The 16867-nt window shown below is 53.0% G+C and carries 18 protein-coding genes and 1 tRNA gene; 17 read left to right on the plus strand and 2 right to left on the minus strand.

The genetic code is table 11. From position 1 onward, the window contains the following. The first annotated feature begins 88 nt into the window (after nucleotides 1–88). The 7 genes from NP590_RS15420 to greA all read left to right on the plus strand — a co-directional run bounded on the left by NP590_RS15420 (nucleotide 89) and on the right by greA (nucleotide 7896). A complete protein-coding gene (locus NP590_RS15420; protein ID WP_256603488.1) occupies nucleotides 89–361 on the plus strand; it encodes a hypothetical protein in 273 nt (90 codons plus the stop codon). A 41-nt stretch (nucleotides 362–402) separates the two neighbouring features. Further along, nucleotides 403–627: an addiction module protein gene (locus NP590_RS15425; RefSeq protein ID WP_256603489.1), complete on the plus strand. Its 225-nt coding sequence runs from the start codon at nucleotides 403–405 to the stop codon at nucleotides 625–627. 333 nt (nucleotides 628–960) lie between these two features. Then, entirely contained in the window at nucleotides 961–2103 is a 1143-nt protein-coding gene (dnaJ, locus tag NP590_RS15430) for a molecular chaperone DnaJ (protein WP_256603490.1), read from the plus strand. A 3-nt stretch (nucleotides 2104–2106) separates the two neighbouring features. After that, nucleotides 2107–2916: a 4-hydroxy-tetrahydrodipicolinate reductase gene (dapB, locus tag NP590_RS15435; RefSeq protein ID WP_256603491.1), complete on the plus strand. Its 810-nt coding sequence runs from the start codon at nucleotides 2107–2109 to the stop codon at nucleotides 2914–2916. Between the two features lie 105 nt (nucleotides 2917–3021). Next, complete coding sequence (gene carA, locus NP590_RS15440; RefSeq protein ID WP_256603496.1) at nucleotides 3022–4155, plus strand: glutamine-hydrolyzing carbamoyl-phosphate synthase small subunit; 1134 nt, start codon at nucleotides 3022–3024, stop codon at nucleotides 4153–4155. Between the two features lie 15 nt (nucleotides 4156–4170). Next, nucleotides 4171–7392, plus strand: a complete 3222-nt coding sequence (carB, locus tag NP590_RS15445) for a carbamoyl-phosphate synthase large subunit (RefSeq protein ID WP_256603505.1) — start codon at nucleotides 4171–4173, stop codon at nucleotides 7390–7392. Between the two features lie 27 nt (nucleotides 7393–7419). Continuing rightward, the gene (gene greA, locus NP590_RS15450) at nucleotides 7420–7896 is read left to right on the plus strand and encodes a transcription elongation factor GreA (protein ID WP_256603506.1); all 477 of its coding nucleotides are present in this window, start codon (nucleotides 7420–7422) and stop codon (nucleotides 7894–7896) included. A gap of 41 nt (nucleotides 7897–7937) precedes the next feature. On the opposite strand, the gene NP590_RS15455 is transcribed toward greA, so the two are convergent. Next, a complete protein-coding gene (locus tag NP590_RS15455) occupies nucleotides 7938–8204 on the minus strand; it encodes a YhbY family RNA-binding protein (protein ID WP_256603509.1) in 267 nt (88 codons plus the stop codon). 50 nt (nucleotides 8205–8254) lie between these two features. Here NP590_RS15455 and rlmE point away from each other — a divergent pair, with 50 nt between their 5' ends. The 8 genes from rlmE to NP590_RS15495 all read left to right on the plus strand — a co-directional run bounded on the left by rlmE (nucleotide 8255) and on the right by NP590_RS15495 (nucleotide 15065). Beyond that, nucleotides 8255–8872: a 23S rRNA (uridine(2552)-2'-O)-methyltransferase RlmE gene (rlmE, locus tag NP590_RS15460; protein ID WP_256603511.1), complete on the plus strand. Its 618-nt coding sequence runs from the start codon at nucleotides 8255–8257 to the stop codon at nucleotides 8870–8872. A gap of 122 nt (nucleotides 8873–8994) precedes the next feature. Beyond that, on the plus strand, nucleotides 8995–10914 hold the full coding sequence (gene ftsH / locus NP590_RS15465) for an ATP-dependent zinc metalloprotease FtsH (RefSeq protein ID WP_256603513.1): 1920 nt from the start codon (nucleotides 8995–8997) through the stop codon (nucleotides 10912–10914). Nucleotides 10915–10987: 73 nt separating this feature from the next. Further along, the gene (glmM, locus tag NP590_RS15470; protein WP_256603516.1) at nucleotides 10988–12328 is read left to right on the plus strand and encodes a phosphoglucosamine mutase; all 1341 of its coding nucleotides are present in this window, start codon (nucleotides 10988–10990) and stop codon (nucleotides 12326–12328) included. Nucleotides 12329–12382: 54 nt separating this feature from the next. Next, the gene (gene tpiA, locus NP590_RS15475; protein WP_256603518.1) at nucleotides 12383–13129 is read left to right on the plus strand and encodes a triose-phosphate isomerase; all 747 of its coding nucleotides are present in this window, start codon (nucleotides 12383–12385) and stop codon (nucleotides 13127–13129) included. A 21-nt stretch (nucleotides 13130–13150) separates the two neighbouring features. Beyond that, nucleotides 13151–13531 (plus strand): preprotein translocase subunit SecG, encoded by a 381-nt coding sequence (gene secG / locus NP590_RS15480; RefSeq protein WP_256603519.1) that lies wholly within the window; start codon nucleotides 13151–13153, stop codon nucleotides 13529–13531. A gap of 21 nt (nucleotides 13532–13552) precedes the next feature. Next, nucleotides 13553–13637 (plus strand) — tRNA-Leu (locus tag NP590_RS15485). A gap of 175 nt (nucleotides 13638–13812) precedes the next feature. After that, entirely contained in the window at nucleotides 13813–14835 is a 1023-nt protein-coding gene (locus tag NP590_RS15490; RefSeq protein ID WP_256603520.1) for a tyrosine-type recombinase/integrase, read from the plus strand. Next, nucleotides 14778–15065 carry a tyrosine-type recombinase/integrase gene (locus NP590_RS15495; RefSeq protein WP_256603521.1) on the plus strand — a complete coding sequence of 96 codons (288 nt, stop codon included), beginning with the start codon at nucleotides 14778–14780 and terminating at the stop codon, nucleotides 15063–15065. Before NP590_RS15490 ends, NP590_RS15495 begins: the two co-directional genes overlap by 58 nt. A 437-nt stretch (nucleotides 15066–15502) precedes the next feature. Here the strand turns inward: NP590_RS15495 and NP590_RS15500 are convergent, their stop codons facing one another. Beyond that, nucleotides 15503–15760, minus strand: coding sequence for an ogr/Delta-like zinc finger family protein (locus tag NP590_RS15500; protein WP_256603522.1), 258 nt, complete (start codon nucleotides 15758–15760; stop codon nucleotides 15503–15505). A 185-nt stretch (nucleotides 15761–15945) separates the two neighbouring features. Here NP590_RS15500 and NP590_RS15505 point away from each other — a divergent pair, with 185 nt between their 5' ends. Both NP590_RS15505 and NP590_RS15510 read left to right on the plus strand, forming a co-directional pair. Continuing rightward, nucleotides 15946–16398, plus strand: coding sequence for a Panacea domain-containing protein (locus NP590_RS15505; protein ID WP_256603523.1), 453 nt, complete (start codon nucleotides 15946–15948; stop codon nucleotides 16396–16398). Further along, nucleotides 16395–16808: a hypothetical protein gene (locus tag NP590_RS15510; RefSeq protein ID WP_256603524.1), complete on the plus strand. Its 414-nt coding sequence runs from the start codon at nucleotides 16395–16397 to the stop codon at nucleotides 16806–16808. The genes NP590_RS15505 and NP590_RS15510 overlap by 4 nt, the downstream gene beginning before the upstream one ends. Nucleotides 16809–16867: the final 59 nt, after the last annotated feature.

The following is a 16867-nucleotide window of genomic DNA, read 5'->3' on the forward strand; positions in this document are numbered from 1 at the left end:
GTTCGGAATAAAAACGTTCCTCCGATTACGCTATCGCTAATCGGAGCTACCTTGATTCGATATTGGTCGGTATAACGATTCTATCGGAATGTATTTACACAAGGCTGAAAAGAATCAAATTAGTAATATTTGTAGTCACTTAGGGTACGCACCGCATACTTTTTGTTTTTGCGAGGTAGATATGCAAGCTGCTGTTACGGGAGTCAAAGAATTACTGAATCGATTGCCTGAAGAAAGCAGTTTTGAAGACATCCAATACCACTTGTATGTAATTGCCAAAATCCAACAAGGCTTGGCCAGGGTGGAGTCGGAAGATGCGGTTCCTCACGAAGAAGTCGAAAAACAATTCGATTGTATGTAAGGTTAAGTACAAACTTCCAAGGTGTTTTTGAGGTAAAAATAATGGATCGCACAGTAATCGAACGCGAAGCTCTTCATCTTCCTGCATCGGAACGTGCCAAACTTGCTCATGCTTTGTTGTTAAGTTTAGAAAGCCTCTCTGATACGGAATTGCAGGAGGCGTGGCTGGACGAAGCGCAAAGACGTGCTGACGAAATAGATCAAGGTTTAGTTGAGTTGATTTCCGCCGAGGAAGTCAGCGCTAAAGCGCGTTTATTATTGAAATGAGTTATCGGTTTCATCCAGGTGCCGAACATGAGCATTTTGAAATTATCGGGTTTAACGAATCGCGACAGTCCGGCTTAGGCGTCGCCTATTTGATGGAATTTGAAAATTTGATGCATCGTGTCGCCAATATGCCGGGACGTTATCGAGTTGAGAGGAAACCCAATATTCGAGCGGTTTCCCTTTTTAAATTCCCTTATCGAATCATTTTTAGGGACGCCCCTGCAGGAATACAAGTTTTAGCGGTTTCGCATAAGAAAAGACGGCCTGATTATTGGTTAGGTCGGTTGTAGCTAAATTTACCCATACTTAAGAAACAATATTCAAGAAAAATAAATGGCCGCAAAAGAAGATTTTTACAAACTGCTGGAAGTTGACCGTAACGCCAGCGAAGCCGAGATCAAAAAAAGCTATCGCAAGATGGCGATGAAATTTCATCCGGACCGAAACAAGGACAATCCCGAGGAAGCCGAGAAAAAATTCAAGCTGATCAAGGAAGCTTACGAGGTGTTGTCCGACCCGAAAAAACGTTCGGCTTACGACCAGTTCGGTCATGCCGGCGTCGACCCGTCCATGGGTGGGCGCGGTGGCTTCAGCGGCGCGGAAAGTTTCAGCGACATTTTCGGCGATGTGTTCGGCGATATTTTCGGAGGGGCCGGCGGGCGTCAACAGCGTAGCAATGTGCAGCGCGGCGCCGATTTGCGTTACAACCTCGAATTGACGCTGGAAGAGGCGGTCGGCGGTACCGAAGCGGTGGTCAAGGTGCCGGTGTTGGTGGCCTGCGGCGAATGTAACGGTTCCGGCGCCCGGAAGGGCAGCAGCCCGGTTACCTGTAGTACCTGCCACGGCCATGGCCAAGTCCGCATGCAGCAGGGCTTTTTCTCGGTGCAACAAACCTGTCCGACCTGTCACGGTAGCGGTAAACAGATCAAGGATCCCTGCCCGAAGTGCTACGGCCAGGGCCGGGTGCAGGAAACCAAAACCCTCAATGTCAAGGTGCCGCCCGGCGTGGATAGCGGCGACAGAATTCGCTTGGCGGGCGAGGGCGAAGCCGGTTTGAACGGCGGTCCTTCCGGCGATTTGTATGTACAGGTGCAGGTCAAGGATCACGCCATCTTTACCCGTGATGGCGCCAACCTGTATTGCGAGGTGCCTATCAGCTTTCCGACCGCCTGCCTGGGCGGCGAGTTGGAAGTGCCGACCCTGGATGGCAAGGTCAAGCTGAAAATTCCAGCCGAAACCCAGACCGGTAAACTGTTCCGCTTGCGCGGCAAGGGTGTCAAACCGGTGCGCGGCGGTCCGGTGGGCGACCTGTTGTGTCGGGTGCAAATTGAAACGCCGGTGCGTCTGACGAAAGAGCAGCAATCTCTGGTCGAGCAACTGCAGGCCTCCCTGAGTGGCGGCGGCAAGCAACATAGTCCGCAGGAACACGGCTGGCTGGATGGTGTGAAAAGCTTTTTCGATAAATTGACGGGATAGGTCATGGTCAGAGTTGCCTTGGTCGGGGTGTCCGGCCGCATGGGAGTCTGTTTGGTCAAGGCTACGGTTTTGGCTGAGCAAGCCGAGTTGACGCTGGCCGTATCGCGCCCCGATAGTCCCGCCGTTGGCCGGGATGTCGGCGAGTTGGCCGGTATTTCGACGTTGGGTTTGCCGGTCGCCACTGATTTGGCGTCGTTGGTTGATCGGTTTGATGTGTTAATCGATTTCACCCGGCCCGATGCATCCATGGCTTACATCGATATCTGTCGGCGGGCCGGCAAGAAAGTGGTGATTGGCACCACCGGCTACTCGGATAGTCAAAAAGCGGCGATTGCCGAAGCCGCCAAGGATATAGCCATTGTGTTGGCGCCAAACTTTAGCGTAGGCGTCAACCTGTCGCTGAAATTATTGGAAATGACCGCCAGGGTAATGGGCGATTACACCGATATCGAAATCATCGAAGCTCACCACCGCCACAAGGTCGACGCGCCGTCGGGTACCGCCTTGCGGATGGGCGAAGTGGTGGCGGCGACCCTGGGGCGCGATTTGAAAGACTGCGCCATTTACGGCCGCGAAGGCGACACCGGCGCCCGTGACCGAAAAACCATCGGTTTCTCCACCATCCGCGCCGGCGACATCGTCGGCGAACATACGGTGATGTTTGCCGATGAGGGCGAACGGGTGGAAATCACCCATAAAGCCAGCAGCCGGATGACTTTCGCCAACGGCGCCGTGCGAGCCGCGATATGGTTGCAAGATAAGCCCGCCGGGCTTTACGACATGCAGGATGTGTTGGGTTTGAAAAATTGTTAATGACCAAATCGGCATAATTTCGTAAAATTGCCCCCAGTTTTAACTCTTTTGGAACGGGATCAGTCGTCAGGCTCATCCCGTTTTCTACATCTAAGGTGGCCAATCTTGAATAAACCTGCATTACTGGTATTGGAAGACGGTACGGAGTTTCACGGCATTTCGATAGGTGCCGACGGCTGCTCCGTGGGAGAAGTGGTTTTTAACACCGCGCTCACCGGCTATCAGGAAATACTCAGCGATCCTTCCTACGCCCGGCAGATCGTCACGCTGACCTATCCGCACATCGGCAACGTCGGCTGCAACAACGAAGACGATGAAGCGGCGGCCGTATTCGCCAGCGGTCTCGTAGTGCGCGACTTGCCGTTATTGGCCAGCAGCTGGCGCATGCAACAAACCTTGCCGGAATATCTGCGGGAGCACAAGGTGGTGGCGATAGCCGATATCGACACCCGCAAATTGACCCGCTTGCTGCGGGACAAGGGCGCGCAACGCGGTTGCATCATGGCCGGCGAAACGGTCGACGTCGCGGTCGCAAAGCAGGCTATCGAGGGATTTCCCGGCTTGCAAGGCATGGATTTGGCCAAGGAGGTGACGACGGATAAGGTATATGAATGGACTCAAGGCATATGGAAACTCGGGCGCGGCCACACGGAAGCGCCGAATTTGCAAAAGCACGTGGTGGCCTACGATTTTGGCGTCAAACGCAACATTTTGCGCCTGTTGGCGGACCGCGGCTGCCGGGTCACCGTGGTACCGGCAACCACGCCGGCCGCGGAGGTTTTGGCCATGCGCCCGGACGGCGTATTTTTATCCAACGGCCCCGGCGACCCAGAGCCGTGTACCTATGCAATTGAAGCCATCAAAACCATACTGGAACAAAAAATCCCGCTGTTCGGCATCTGCCTGGGGCACCAGTTACTGGCCTTGGCCAGCGGAGCCAAGACCGAAAAAATGAAATTCGGCCATCACGGTGCCAATCATCCGGTGCAGGAACTTGCCAGCGGCCGGGTCATGATCAGTAGCCAGAACCACGGTTTCGCGGTCAGTGCGGACAGTTTGCCGGCCAATTTGCAAGCCACGTATAAATCGTTGTTCGACGGTAGTTTGCAAGGCATAGCCCGTACCGACGCGCCTGCTTTCAGTTTTCAGGGGCACCCGGAAGCCAGCCCCGGTCCGCATGATGTCGAGGCCTTGTTCGACGATTTCATGGTGCTGATGAACCAGCCCCGTTCCGCTTAAGTGTTATAGAGTCCTATGCCAAAAAGAACCGATATAAAATCGATTTTATTACTGGGCGCCGGACCGATTGTGATCGGTCAGGCTTGCGAGTTCGATTACTCAGGCACGCAAGCCTGTAAAGCGCTACGTGAGGAGGGGTACCGGGTGATTCTGGTCAACTCCAATCCCGCCACTATCATGACCGACCCGGACATGGCCGACGCCATTTACATCGAGCCCATCGATTGGCAGACGGTGGAAAAAATCATCGAAAAGGAGCGTCCCGATGCCGTGTTGCCGACCATGGGCGGCCAGACCGCGCTGAATTGCGCGCTGGCATTGGATAAACACGGCGTGTTGGAAAAATACGGCGTGGAAATGATAGGCGCCACCAAGGAAGCCATCAACATGGCCGAAGATCGCGATTTATTCAATCAAGCCATGCGCCGGATAGGCTTGGAAGTATCCAAGGCCAAGGTGGCGCACAGCATGGAAGAAGCCTTTGCGGCACAGGAAGAAGTAGGTTATCCGACCGTGATCCGGCCGTCGTTTACCATGGGCGGTAGCGGCGGTGGGATTGCCTATAACCGGGAAGAATTCATCGAGATTTGCGAGCGCGGCCTGTATTTATCGCCGACTAGCGAATTGCTGATCGAGGAATCGATTTTGGGCTGGAAAGAGTTCGAAATGGAAGTGGTGCGCGACTCGAAAGACAACTGCATCATCATCTGTTCGATTGAAAACTTCGATCCGATGGGCGTGCATACCGGTGATTCGATTACCGTGGCGCCCGCGCAGACCCTGACCGACAAGGAGTATCAAATCCTGCGTAACGCCTCGTTGGCGGTACTGCGGGAAATCGGCGTCGATACCGGCGGTTCCAACGTGCAGTTCGCCATCAATCCCGAAAACGGTCGTTTGATCGTCATCGAGATGAACCCGCGGGTTTCCCGTTCCTCGGCATTGGCCTCCAAAGCCACCGGTTTCCCGATTGCCAAGGTCGCCGCCAAATTGGCGGTGGGCTATACGCTGGATGAGTTGCGCAACGAGATTACCGGCGGCAAAACCCCAGCCTCGTTCGAACCGTCCATCGATTATGTGGTCACCAAAGTACCCCGGTTTGCCTTTGAAAAATTTCCGCAAGCCAATGACCGTCTTACCACGCAAATGAAGTCGGTCGGCGAAGTGATGGCCATCGGCCGCACCTTTCAGGAATCCCTGCAAAAAGCCTTGCGTGGCTTGGAAGTGGGCGTCGACGGCCTGGATGAAATTGTCGATCTTGCCGACGAAAACAGTCAGGACACCATATTGCGCGAATTGCGTTATCCCGGTCCGCAGCGCTTGTGGTATCTGGCCGATGCCTTTCGTAGCGGTTTGAGTTTCGACGAGATTTATCAGGCCTGCAAAATCGACCCGTGGTTTTTGGCCCAGGTTGAGGATTTGATCGCCACCGAAAAAACTTTGTCCACCAAAACCTTGGCAACGCTGGAAAAAGGCGAGCTGTTACGCTTGAAGCGCAAGGGCTTTTCCGACAGACGCTTGGCCAAACTGCTGGAAACCAAGGAATCGGAAGTTCGCAATATCCGCCATAAGCAAGGCGTGCGGCCGATTTATAAACGCATCGATTCCTGCGCGGCGGAATTCGCTTCCGATACCGCTTATCTGTATTCGACCTACGAGCAGGAATGCGAAGCCAATCCGTCCAATAGGGAAAAAATTATCATTCTGGGCGGCGGACCCAACCGAATCGGCCAGGGCATAGAGTTCGATTATTGCTGTGTGCACGCCGCGCTGGCACTGCGCGAAGACGGTTACGAAACCATCATGGTCAACTGCAACCCGGAAACCGTGTCCACTGATTTCGACACTTCCGACCGTTTGTATTTCGAACCCTTGACGCTGGAAGACGTGCTGGAGATCATCGAGCTGGAAAAACCCAAGGGCGTCATCGTCCAATACGGCGGCCAAACCCCGCTGAAACTGGCGCGGGCTCTGGAAGCGGCCGGTGCGCCGATTATCGGTACCTCGCCGGACTCCATCGACTTGGCGGAAGACCGCGAGCGTTTTCAGAAGCTGTTGGAACGCTTGAGTTTATTGCAGCCGCCGAATGCCACCGCGCGTTCGGTCGAGCAGGCCGTCAATTCCGCCAAAGAGCTGGGTTATCCGCTGGTGGTGCGGCCGTCCTACGTCTTGGGCGGTCGGGCCATGGAAATCGTTTTCAACGAAGAAGGTCTGCGCCGTTATATGAAAGAAGCGGTCAGCGTCTCCAACGATTCGCCGGTATTGCTGGACAGATTCCTGGATGATGCGGTGGAAATGGACGTCGACGCGATTTACGACGGCGAAACCGTGTTGATCGGCGGCTTGATGGAGCATATCGAGCAGGCCGGCGTACATTCCGGCGACTCGGCCTGTTCGATTCCGCCCTACGATTTGCCAGCGCATTTGCAGGATCAACTGCGCGCGCAGGTGGCCAAAATGGCCGAAGCGCTGGGTGTGTGCGGCTTGATGAATACCCAGTTCGCGATTCAGGGCGAAACCATTTATGTGCTGGAGGTTAATCCGCGCGCATCGCGCACCGCGCCTTTCGTTTCCAAGGCCACCGGCTATCCGTTGGCTAAAATCGCCGCCCGCTGCATGGTCGGCAAGTCTCTGAAGGAGCAGGGCATTACCGAAGAACGTATCCCGGAATATTTTTCGGTCAAGGAAGCGGTATTTCCGTTCATCAAATTCCCTGGCGTCGATCCGTTGTTGGGGCCGGAAATGAAATCCACCGGCGAAGTGATGGGGGTGGGAAAAACCTTCGGCGAGGCCTTTGCCAAGTCGCAACGCGCCGGCGGTGTCGACCTGAGTCAGAGCGGCAAGGTGCTGATCAGTATTCGTGACGCCGATAAGCCCAAGTTGCCCGAGTTGGCCAAGATGCTGATCGAAAAGGATTACGAGATTGTGGCGACCCGAGGCACGGCCAGAATTCTGAAGGAAGCCGGCATACCTTGTAAGGAGATTTTCAAGGTCAACGAAGGTCGTCCGAATACGGTGGACATGATCAAAAACGGCGAGATTCAATTGATCGTCAACACTACCGAGGGGGTCAAGGCCGTCGCGGATTCATTTACCATGCGCCGGGAGGCCTTGCAGCGCAAGGTGACTTATTACACCACCATGGCCGGCGCGCGCGCGGCCTGTTTTGCCTTGGGCGAATTGTCCGCCGGTTCGGTCAATTGCCTGCAGGATTTGCATAAAACCTTTAAAGGATGATGTCAGACATGTTTGTAGGAGTTGTTCATGAATAAAGTGCCGTTGACGGTGACTGGCGCCAATAAACTGCGCGCCGAATTGGAAGAATTAAAAACCGTGGTCAGGCCCCGTATCATTCAGGCGATTTCGGAAGCCCGCGCCCACGGCGATTTGAAGGAAAATGCCGAATATCATGCGGCCCGCGAGCAGCAAAGTTTTGCCGAGGGCCGAATTGCCGAAATCGAGAGCAAGCTTTCCAATGCTCATGTCATCGACGTTACCAAGGCCGAGGCCAACGGCAAGGTGATCTTTGGCGCCACGGTTAAAATCGAGGATCTGGATTCCGGCAGGGAAGTGACCTACCAAATCGTCGGCGAGGACGAGGCCAATATCAAGGAAGGCAGAATCTCGGTCGGTTCGCCGATTGCCAGGGCCTTGATCGGCAAGGAAGTGGAGGATGTGGTGACGGTTAAAGCGCCCGGCGGCAATATCGAGTATGAAATTATTGCGGTGGATTACATTTAACCGGTTAAACTGGCGAGCAGGGAGGTGTAACCTCCCGGGCTTTATTTTTTTGGGTTTTTTCTGTAAATGACAGCTACCTGGCCAATGGATTGCACCAACACTGCCTGAGTATCCGCGCAAATTTGTTCACCGATGACGTTACGTTCGTCGCGTTCGGCGCGAATTCTGATTTTGATTAATTCATGCGCATCCAGCGCCACATTGATTTCCTTCAACACGGCTGGAGTCAGACCGGCTTGTCCGATAATCACCACCGGGTTCAATGGGTGTGCCAAGGCTTTCAACTTCTTCTTTTCTATGGGATTCACTCTGTTTCCTTTAACTTTAAAAACCGGACGATTTTACACGAATCGATACTATGTCACGCACTAAAAGTAGCCAGCAGTGGATGCAAGAGCATTTTCAGGATGAATATGTCAAAAAAGCCCAGGCATTGGGCTATCGTTCGCGAGCGGTATTTAAACTGATTGAAATTCAAGAGAAAGATAAAATTATCCGGCCCGGCATCAATATCGTCGATTTAGGAGCCGCGCCGGGTGGTTGGTCGGAATACGCTAGAAAATTGCTCGGGAAAAATGACAAGGTGGTGGCTTTGGATTTGCTGGATATCGAGCCGATTGCCGGCGTTGATTTTATTCAGGGCGATTTCAGGGAAGACGAGGTGCTGGAAAAACTTTATAAAGTGCTTGATGGCCAACCGGTTCACTTGTTATTGTCGGACATGGCACCCAATATAAGCGGTAACAAGGAAATGGATCAACCCAGATCCGTCTATTTGGGGGAATTGGCTTTGGATGCGGCCGACAGCATTCTGGAACGGGGCGGAGTGTTTTTGATCAAAATGTTTCAGGGGGCCGGCTTCGACGCATACTGCCATCAGGTCAGGCAGCGGTTTGCCAGTGTGGTGATCCGAAAACCCAAGGCCTCGCGGCCAAGAAGCAATGAAGTCTATATTTTGGCAAAAGGTTTTAAATAGCTTGGTACACTCTACCCTGTATCGGGTAAAGTTGATCGGTAGCGATTAAACTATTCCTGATAGAATTATTCAGTTTTAATAATTTAGGCCGTTTTACGGCCGGAGCGCGTAAATTGAGCGATATGATGAAAAATTTAGTGCTGTGGGTTGTCATCGCAGTGGTTTTGATGGCGATATTCAACAATTTCGGCTCCCGGTCGATACGAAGCGACGCCACCTTGTCTTACTCACAGCTGATAGATGCGGTGAAGGCCGGCCAGGTGCAACAGGTTTCGATTGCCGATAACACGGTGACCGGCAGAATGCAGTCCGGCGACAAGTTTAAGACTTATATGCCGAACGACCCGCATTTGATCGACGACTTGTTGGCCAACGGCGTGGAGATTATTGTGCGTCCACCGGAAGAACCGTCGATGTTGATGTCTATCTTCGTTTCCTTCGGGCCGATATTGCTGTTGATTGCGGTATGGGTGTTTTTCATGCGGCAGATGCAGGGCGGCGGCGTTGGCGGTCGCGGCGGCGCGATGGGCTTCGGCAAAAGCAAGGCCCGCATGTTGGATCAGGATCAGAATAAAGTCACTTTTGCCGACGTGGCCGGTTGCGACGAAGCCAAGGAAGAAGTGCAGGAAATGGTCGATTTCTTGAAAGATCCGTCCAAATACCAGAAATTGGGCGGCAAGGTGCCGCGCGGCGCCTTGATGGTAGGGCCTCCCGGTACCGGTAAAACCTTGCTGGCCCGGGCCATCGCCGGCGAAGCCAAGGTGCCGTTCTTTACCATTTCCGGTTCGGATTTCGTGGAAATGTTCGTTGGTGTCGGTGCCTCCAGGGTGCGCGATATGTTCGAGCAAGCCAAAAAGCACGCGCCTTGCATCATTTTTATCGACGAGATAGACGCTGTCGGTCGGTCGCGCGGCGCTGGTTTGGGTGGCGGCAACGACGAGCGCGAACAGACCTTGAACCAGTTACTGGTGGAGATGGACGGTTTCGAGGGTCACGAAGGCATTATCGTCATAGCGGCCACCAACCGTTCGGACGTGCTGGATAAAGCCTTGCTGCGTCCAGGCCGTTTCGATAGGCAGGTGGTGGTGGGATTGCCGGACGTCAGAGGCCGCGAACAGATTCTGAATGTGCATTTGAAAAAAGTGCCGGTGGCGGACGATGTCAAAATCAAGTATATCGCCCAGGGCACCCCAGGTTTTTCCGGCGCCGATTTGGCTAACCTTGTGAATGAAGCGGCGTTGTTTGCGGCCCGCTTTAACAAGCGCTTGGTCAGCATGGTCGATCTGGAAAAAGCCAAGGATAAGCTGATCATGGGGGCGGAAAGACGTTCCATGGTAATGGACGAAAAGGAAAAGAAAATGACCGCCTATCACGAAGCCGGACATGCCATCGTCGGTCGCATCGTTCCCGAACACGACCCTGTGTACAAAGTCAGCATCATGCCGCGCGGACGCGCCTTGGGCGTGACGATGTTTTTGCCCGAGCGCGACCAATACAGTGCCAGCAAGTGCAAATTGGACAGCATGATCTCCAGTTTGTACGGCGGCCGTATTGCCGAAGAGTTGATATTCGGCTGGGAGCAAGTTTCCACCGGGGCGTCCAACGATATCGAGCGCGCCACCGAATTGGCCAGAAACATGGTTACCAAATGGGGCTTGTCGCAACGCCTGGGGCCGTTGGCGTATAGCGAGGAAGAGGGCGAGATTTTCCTGGGCCGGTCGGTGACACAGCATAAGTCGGTGGCGGAAGAAACTTCGCACACCATAGACGAGGAAATTCGTTCCATTATCGATAGAAATTACGAGAGGGCCGAGAATATTCTAAAAGAGAACATGGATATTCTGCATGCCATGGCGGATGCGTTGATGAAATACGAAACCATCGACAAATATCAAATCGAGGACTTGATGAACAGAAAGCCGGTCAGGGAGCCCAAGGGTTGGGACGATACCCCGCCTTCATCGAACAGCGATGTCGAAGTCGAGCCTTGGGGGCCGGCAAACAAAGACCAATCTATTGGCGGCGCGGCCGAACAAGGCTGATCGTCAGGCAATTTAAAAATAGAGAGAGGCCTCGGTCTCTCTTTTTTTTGTAAACAGGAAAGTGGAATCGACTATGGCAAAAAAATATTTCGGTACCGACGGGATTCGCGGCAAGGTAGGCGAGTATCCGATTACGGCGGACTTTATGTTGAAGCTGGGCTGGGCCACCGGCCGGGTGTTTGCCAAGGAAGGCAGCGGTTTTGTGTTGGTGGGCAAGGATACGCGTATTTCCGGCTATATGTTTGAATCGGCCCTGGAGGCCGGTTTATCCGCGGCCGGCGTGGATACCCGTATGTTGGGGCCTATGCCGACGCCGGGTATCGCCTATTTGACCCGTACCCTGCGGGCCAAGGCCGGGATTGTGATCAGCGCTTCGCACAATCCGTACTACGACAACGGGATCAAATTTTTTTCCGTCAACGGGACCAAATTGCCCGATGCGATGGAGCATCAAATCGAGCAATATATCGATGCACCCATGACCACGGTAGAGTCGGCAAAGCTGGGCAAGGTTAAAAGAGTCAGCGATGCCGCGGGACGCTATATCGAATTTTGCAAATCCACCGTGCCGGCCAATCTGGATTTTAAGGGTATGCGCATCGTTATCGATTGCGCGCACGGGGCGACTTACCATATTGCGCCGCACGTGTTTAGCGAAGTGGGGGCGGAGGTCGTTGTAATTGGCGGAGAGCCTGATGGTTTAAATATCAACGACGAATGCGGCGCAACCCATCCGGAAGTATTGGCTACCAAGGTTATGGAATACCGGGCCGACTTGGGTATCGCATTGGATGGCGATGGCGATAGGGTTCTTATGGTCGATCACAAGGGTGAGATTGTCGATGGCGATGAACTGATCTATATCATTGCCAAGTCCTTTCATGAGAAAGGTAAATTGTCGGGGCCGGTTGTCGGTACCTTAATGTCCAATCTCGGCATGGAACATGCGCTGAAGGACATGGGTATTCCGTTATTCAGAGCGAATGTCGGGGATCGTTATGTCATGGAGTTGTTGGCGGAAAAAAAAGGCATGCTGGGCGGAGAAGGGTCGGGACATATTATTTGCCTGGACAAAACTACGACCGGAGACGGCATCATATCGGCATTGCAAGTCTTGGCCGAGATGAAGTTCGCGGGCAAAAGTCTGCACGAATTAAAGTCCGGCATGAAAAAATATCCGCAGGTGTTGATCAATGTCAGAACAGAGAAAAAGGTCAAGCTCGATGAAATCGATGCCGTGAAAAAGGCCGTTGAAGCGGTAGAGAAAAAGCTGGGGGAAAAAGGTCGTGTGCTGTTGCGTTCATCCGGTACCGAGCCCTTGGTAAGGGTTATGGTTGAAGGTGTGGATGAGGAAGAAGTCAATAAATATGCCAATCAGCTGGCCAATGACGTCAGAAAAGCAATCGCATCTTGAACTTAAGGCCGGCAAGGTTTAATATACTCGGCTTTATTTGGCCTGGAGTGAGTGATGCGGCAAGCTTTGATCATGGGAAACTGGAAAATGAATGGCTCTCGGGAAGAGGGTGTGCAACTGGCGAAAGCGCTGGCTGAAGGCTTAAATGCCGGCAGTCAGGAAGTTGCGGTTTGTGTTCCGTTTGTCTATTTGTCGGATGTTCGCGGCGCTCTGGCCTCATCTTCCATTGCATTGGGCGCGCAGAACGTTGCCGATCAGGCCGCTGGTGCCTACACGGGCGAAATTTCGGCGGCCATGCTGGCGGATTGCGGATGCAAATACGCTTTGGTTGGACATTCCGAAAGACGTTCATACTACGGCGATACCAATCAAACCGTGGCCAGCCGATTCTGTCAGGCGCAAAAACAAAACGTTATTCCAGTGCTATGCGTCGGCGAAACCCTGGAAGAGCGCGAGCAAGACAGAACTTTTCAAGTGGTTGACGAACAATTGGATGCGGTTATCGATGCGGCCGGTATCGAAGCGTTCGCAAACGCCGTAATCGCCTACGAACCGGTTTGGGCGATAGGCACCGGTAAAACCGCCAGCGACGAACAGGCGCAAGAAGTTCACCAGTACATTCGTAAACGTATCGCGGACAGAAACCCCTCCATAGCCGAAAAAGTGCAAATTTTGTACGGCGGCAGCGTAAAACCCGACAATGCCAAAGGCTTGTTTGCGATGCCGGATATCGACGGCGGTTTGGTCGGCGGCGCTTCGCTGGATGCAAAGGGATTCTTGCAAATTTGTCATTCAGTTTAGAATTTTTGTTTTAGGATTAATATGCTGTATCAAATTATTATTGTTATACACATCCTGTTAGGTATCGGGATTATCGGCCTGGTTCTGATGCAGCAGGGCAAAGGGGCCGACGCCGGTGCTGCTTTCGGCAGCGGTGCATCCGGCTCTGTTTTCGGAGCTCAGGGTTCGGCTTCCTTTCTGTCCCGAACCACAGCTATTTTTGCCAGCTTGTTCTTCGTGACCAGCTTAGGCTTGGCTTTTTTGAGCGGCTATCAAGGCAAGAAAACCGACATCATGGATGTCCCCGCTGTTGAAAAAACGGTTTCCGATGTGCCTTTATCGCAAAATAAAGGGGATGATTCGGTACCGGTGGCAACCCTGCCCGAAGCTCCCGCCATTAAAGAAGTAACGCCGGCTGAATAAGTCCGGGCCAAGTACGATTAAGCCGACGTGGTGAAATTGGTAGACACGCCATCTTGAGGGGGTGGTGACGCAAGTCGTGCCGGTTCAAGTCCGGCCGTCGGTACCATTTGAGAATGCACGGAAGTGCAAAGAAGTGCAAAAACCCGCGAATCTTCTGGGCTCGCGGGTTTTTTATTGTTCAGGGAAGTTCAACGAAATACGGGGACATACAAGTAAAAGTGTGTCCTTTATCGTGTCCTTTCATATAATGTCGATCAGAAGGACACACTCGAGGACACAATATGGCCATAAACCTCAATAAAGACACGGTCTACAGGGCTGCTAAGCCGAAAGATAAGGACTACTTTATCAGTGATGGCGGCGGCCTTAATCTCGTGGTTGGTAAAAACGGCACCAAGATATGGAAGCTAATTTTCACCTACGAGGGAAAGCGCAAAAAACTATCCTTTGGTGTCTATCCAGATACAACCTTAGAGGCCGCCAGGCGTAAAGCCGAAGAAGCCAGGCAGCGAATTGCCGATGGTTTTGACCCCAGCGAAGCAAGGAGAGAAATCAAAGCGGCTAGACAGCTAGCTAAGATCAACGATAACAGGGTAAACGCGGGGCTTCCGATAATAGACAGCTTCGCCGACGTTACCCGCCAATGGCTTGACTCAATCGCCCACCTTACCAGTGCCACAACGCACCAAAAGAAAGCCAGCCGCATCGAACGGCTAGCCTTTCCCGTCTTAGGCAACAAGCCCATAAAAGAAATCAAATCCGCCGATGTACTGGCGGCGTTAAAGCCGATGATTGAGAAACAGCAACTCGAAACGGCCCACCGGCTACATGCCGAAATCAGTGCAATCTTTGCCTATGCCATCGTGCATAACTTTACCGACTACGATCCATCTCAACCGGTAGCCAAGCAGATACCGGCGCAAAAGGTAAAGCATCGGGCGGCGGTCATAGAACCCAAAGCGGTCGGTCAACTGCTGCGAGACATCAGTAATTACAACGGCACGTTCGTTGTGCAATCCGCTTTCAGGCTGTCACCATTGCTGTTTCAGCGGCCGGGAGAAATTAGGCAAATGCTTTGGGCAGATGTCGATTTAGCTGCCAAAGAATGGCGCCCCTACATTTCCAAAACTGATTTTCATCACATCGTTCCGCTATCCACACAAGCACGGGCAATATTGGAAGCTATCCAGCCGCTTACCGGCGGCGGCCAGTACGTGTTCCCTCTAGCCGTGGCGATGGCCGGCCAATGTCGGATAACACCATCAGAACGGCCCTTAAATCGCTTGGCTATGAATCGGATGTGATGACGGCGCACGGATTCAGAACCACGGCATCAACCCTGCTTAACGAACAAGGCTGGAGCCCCGATGCCATAGAAAGGCAATTGGCCCATGCGCCGCGCGATCAAGTCCGAGCTGCCTATAACCGGGCGCAATATTTGGACGAAAGAAGGCGAATGATGCAGGCTTGGGCCGATTATCTTGATCAACTCAAGGCCGGCGCCATAATAATTCCCTTTCAACGCCAGGCATAACCCGGCCGGGCTAAACGGTTTTTTTATAGAATTTCTTGGAATAGTGAAAAAACCCAGCACAAAACTTTATTTAGTTTGTTCTTTTTACCCCGAAAACTGATTTGACTTGTTTTTGCTGTCACAGTATCTTGGTGCTAAGATACTGTGACATTTAGGAGGGCGTATGGAAATAGTGAAAGTACACGATGACCAATATCATGAAACGCGGGCAAAGCGCTTATCCGATATTGCCAATGCGCCGCGTGGTCGCACTGCCACGCATAGCAAAACTATCGTCATGTCCTACAGCCGACCGCTGTATCTGCACAAATGCCCCATGTGTGGCGGTCGTTTCGAGGGCATCAAAACCGCGATTACCTGCGGCCCGGCATGCCGCAAGCGAAGGCAACGACTTATGCAAAGCCAGGCATAAGCCAATGACGGATGATTTTTAACGATCAGCCGGGCGGCAAGCCTTGCAACAATGCCTCGCGTTCGGCTTTGCTGAGCGTGTTCAGCAGATTGGCGGCCAGTTGCACTATTGAAATCGCCGGCGGAGCAAGCCAGCGTTGAAAGGCCAGTTGCATGACAAAGCGGCCGGCGCAGTCCGGATTCAGACAAATGCAATAGAGGTCCGAGATAGTTTTTTCGTCGTTCAGGTCGTTGCTCGAGGTGATGTGGGCTTTGTGTAGGCAGTGCGGGCAAGTGATGTGCATGGTGGCGGCCTTGGTTGAGCGATAGCGGTATTATGACCGGAACGCGGCCGGGTTTGCCTGTTGGTCATGGACTTGTTACCGCTATATCACCACGATGACTTCTGGCAAATGTTATTGAACGCCGACGGACTAAAATACGCAGCAACCCCGATTGCCTTTTATCCGGTTTAACTTACAATTCACCCATGGCCGTATCATCGCACGCAGTTGCAAACGAATTTATTCGATTGGCGCAGGAACAAAGCAAGCGACTCACCAACATGCAGTTGCAAAAGCTGGTATTCCTGGCCCAAGGGTACGCGCTTGCCATTTTGGACGAGCCCATCCACTACCACAATACCCACGCCTGGCAGTGGGGGCCGGTCATTCCAAAACTGTACAAACCGCTGCAAAAATACGGTTCTAATCTGGTTACCGACTATCTGGATACCGACGATAAGATCGAGCCGGATTCCGACGAAGCCGATTTGATCAAAGGTGTTTTCGACAATTACGGCCACTACACCGGCGGCCAATTGTCGGCGCTGACCCACCGGCCAAACACGCCCTGGAGCGAAACCTGGGCCCGCCAGCAATTCGCGGTGATCGATAACGAGCTGATCGCCAACTACTACAAAGGCCTGATAGAAACCGCGTGACCAAGGCCACGTCCTCGCAACTGATCCACAAAGCGGCTTCCCACGACAAGCCGACCGAGGAAGAATCCGGCCTGCCTGACCTCAGCCTAGACTTAAACGAACACAAACTGCAATGCGAAGTCGATGCTCTTCGCCAGCAAATCACCGAAGCCTCCGACACGCACCAACTCAGGATCGCCTACGCCAACAAAATATTCTGGCTGGTCTGCATTTGGCTGGCTTGCGTGATCGGCTCCATTTTGCTGGCCGGCTTTCAAACCAACGGATTCGTGCTCACTGAAAAGGTGCTGATCACCTTTATTGCGTCCACCACGTTAAACGTCCTGGGCCTGTTTGCCATCGTCGCCAAGTGGATGTTTCCGCAAAACGGCAAACAGCCGGCACAAACCGGTAAATCAGCCAAAAACTAAGCCAGGCTTTACGCGGCTGGCGGTCATAAAGCCAATCTGGTTATAATCGAATCAACCGG

Source organism: Methylomonas subterranea, assembly GCF_024505185.1.
GTDB lineage: Bacteria > Pseudomonadota > Gammaproteobacteria > Methylococcales > Methylomonadaceae > Methylomonas > Methylomonas subterranea.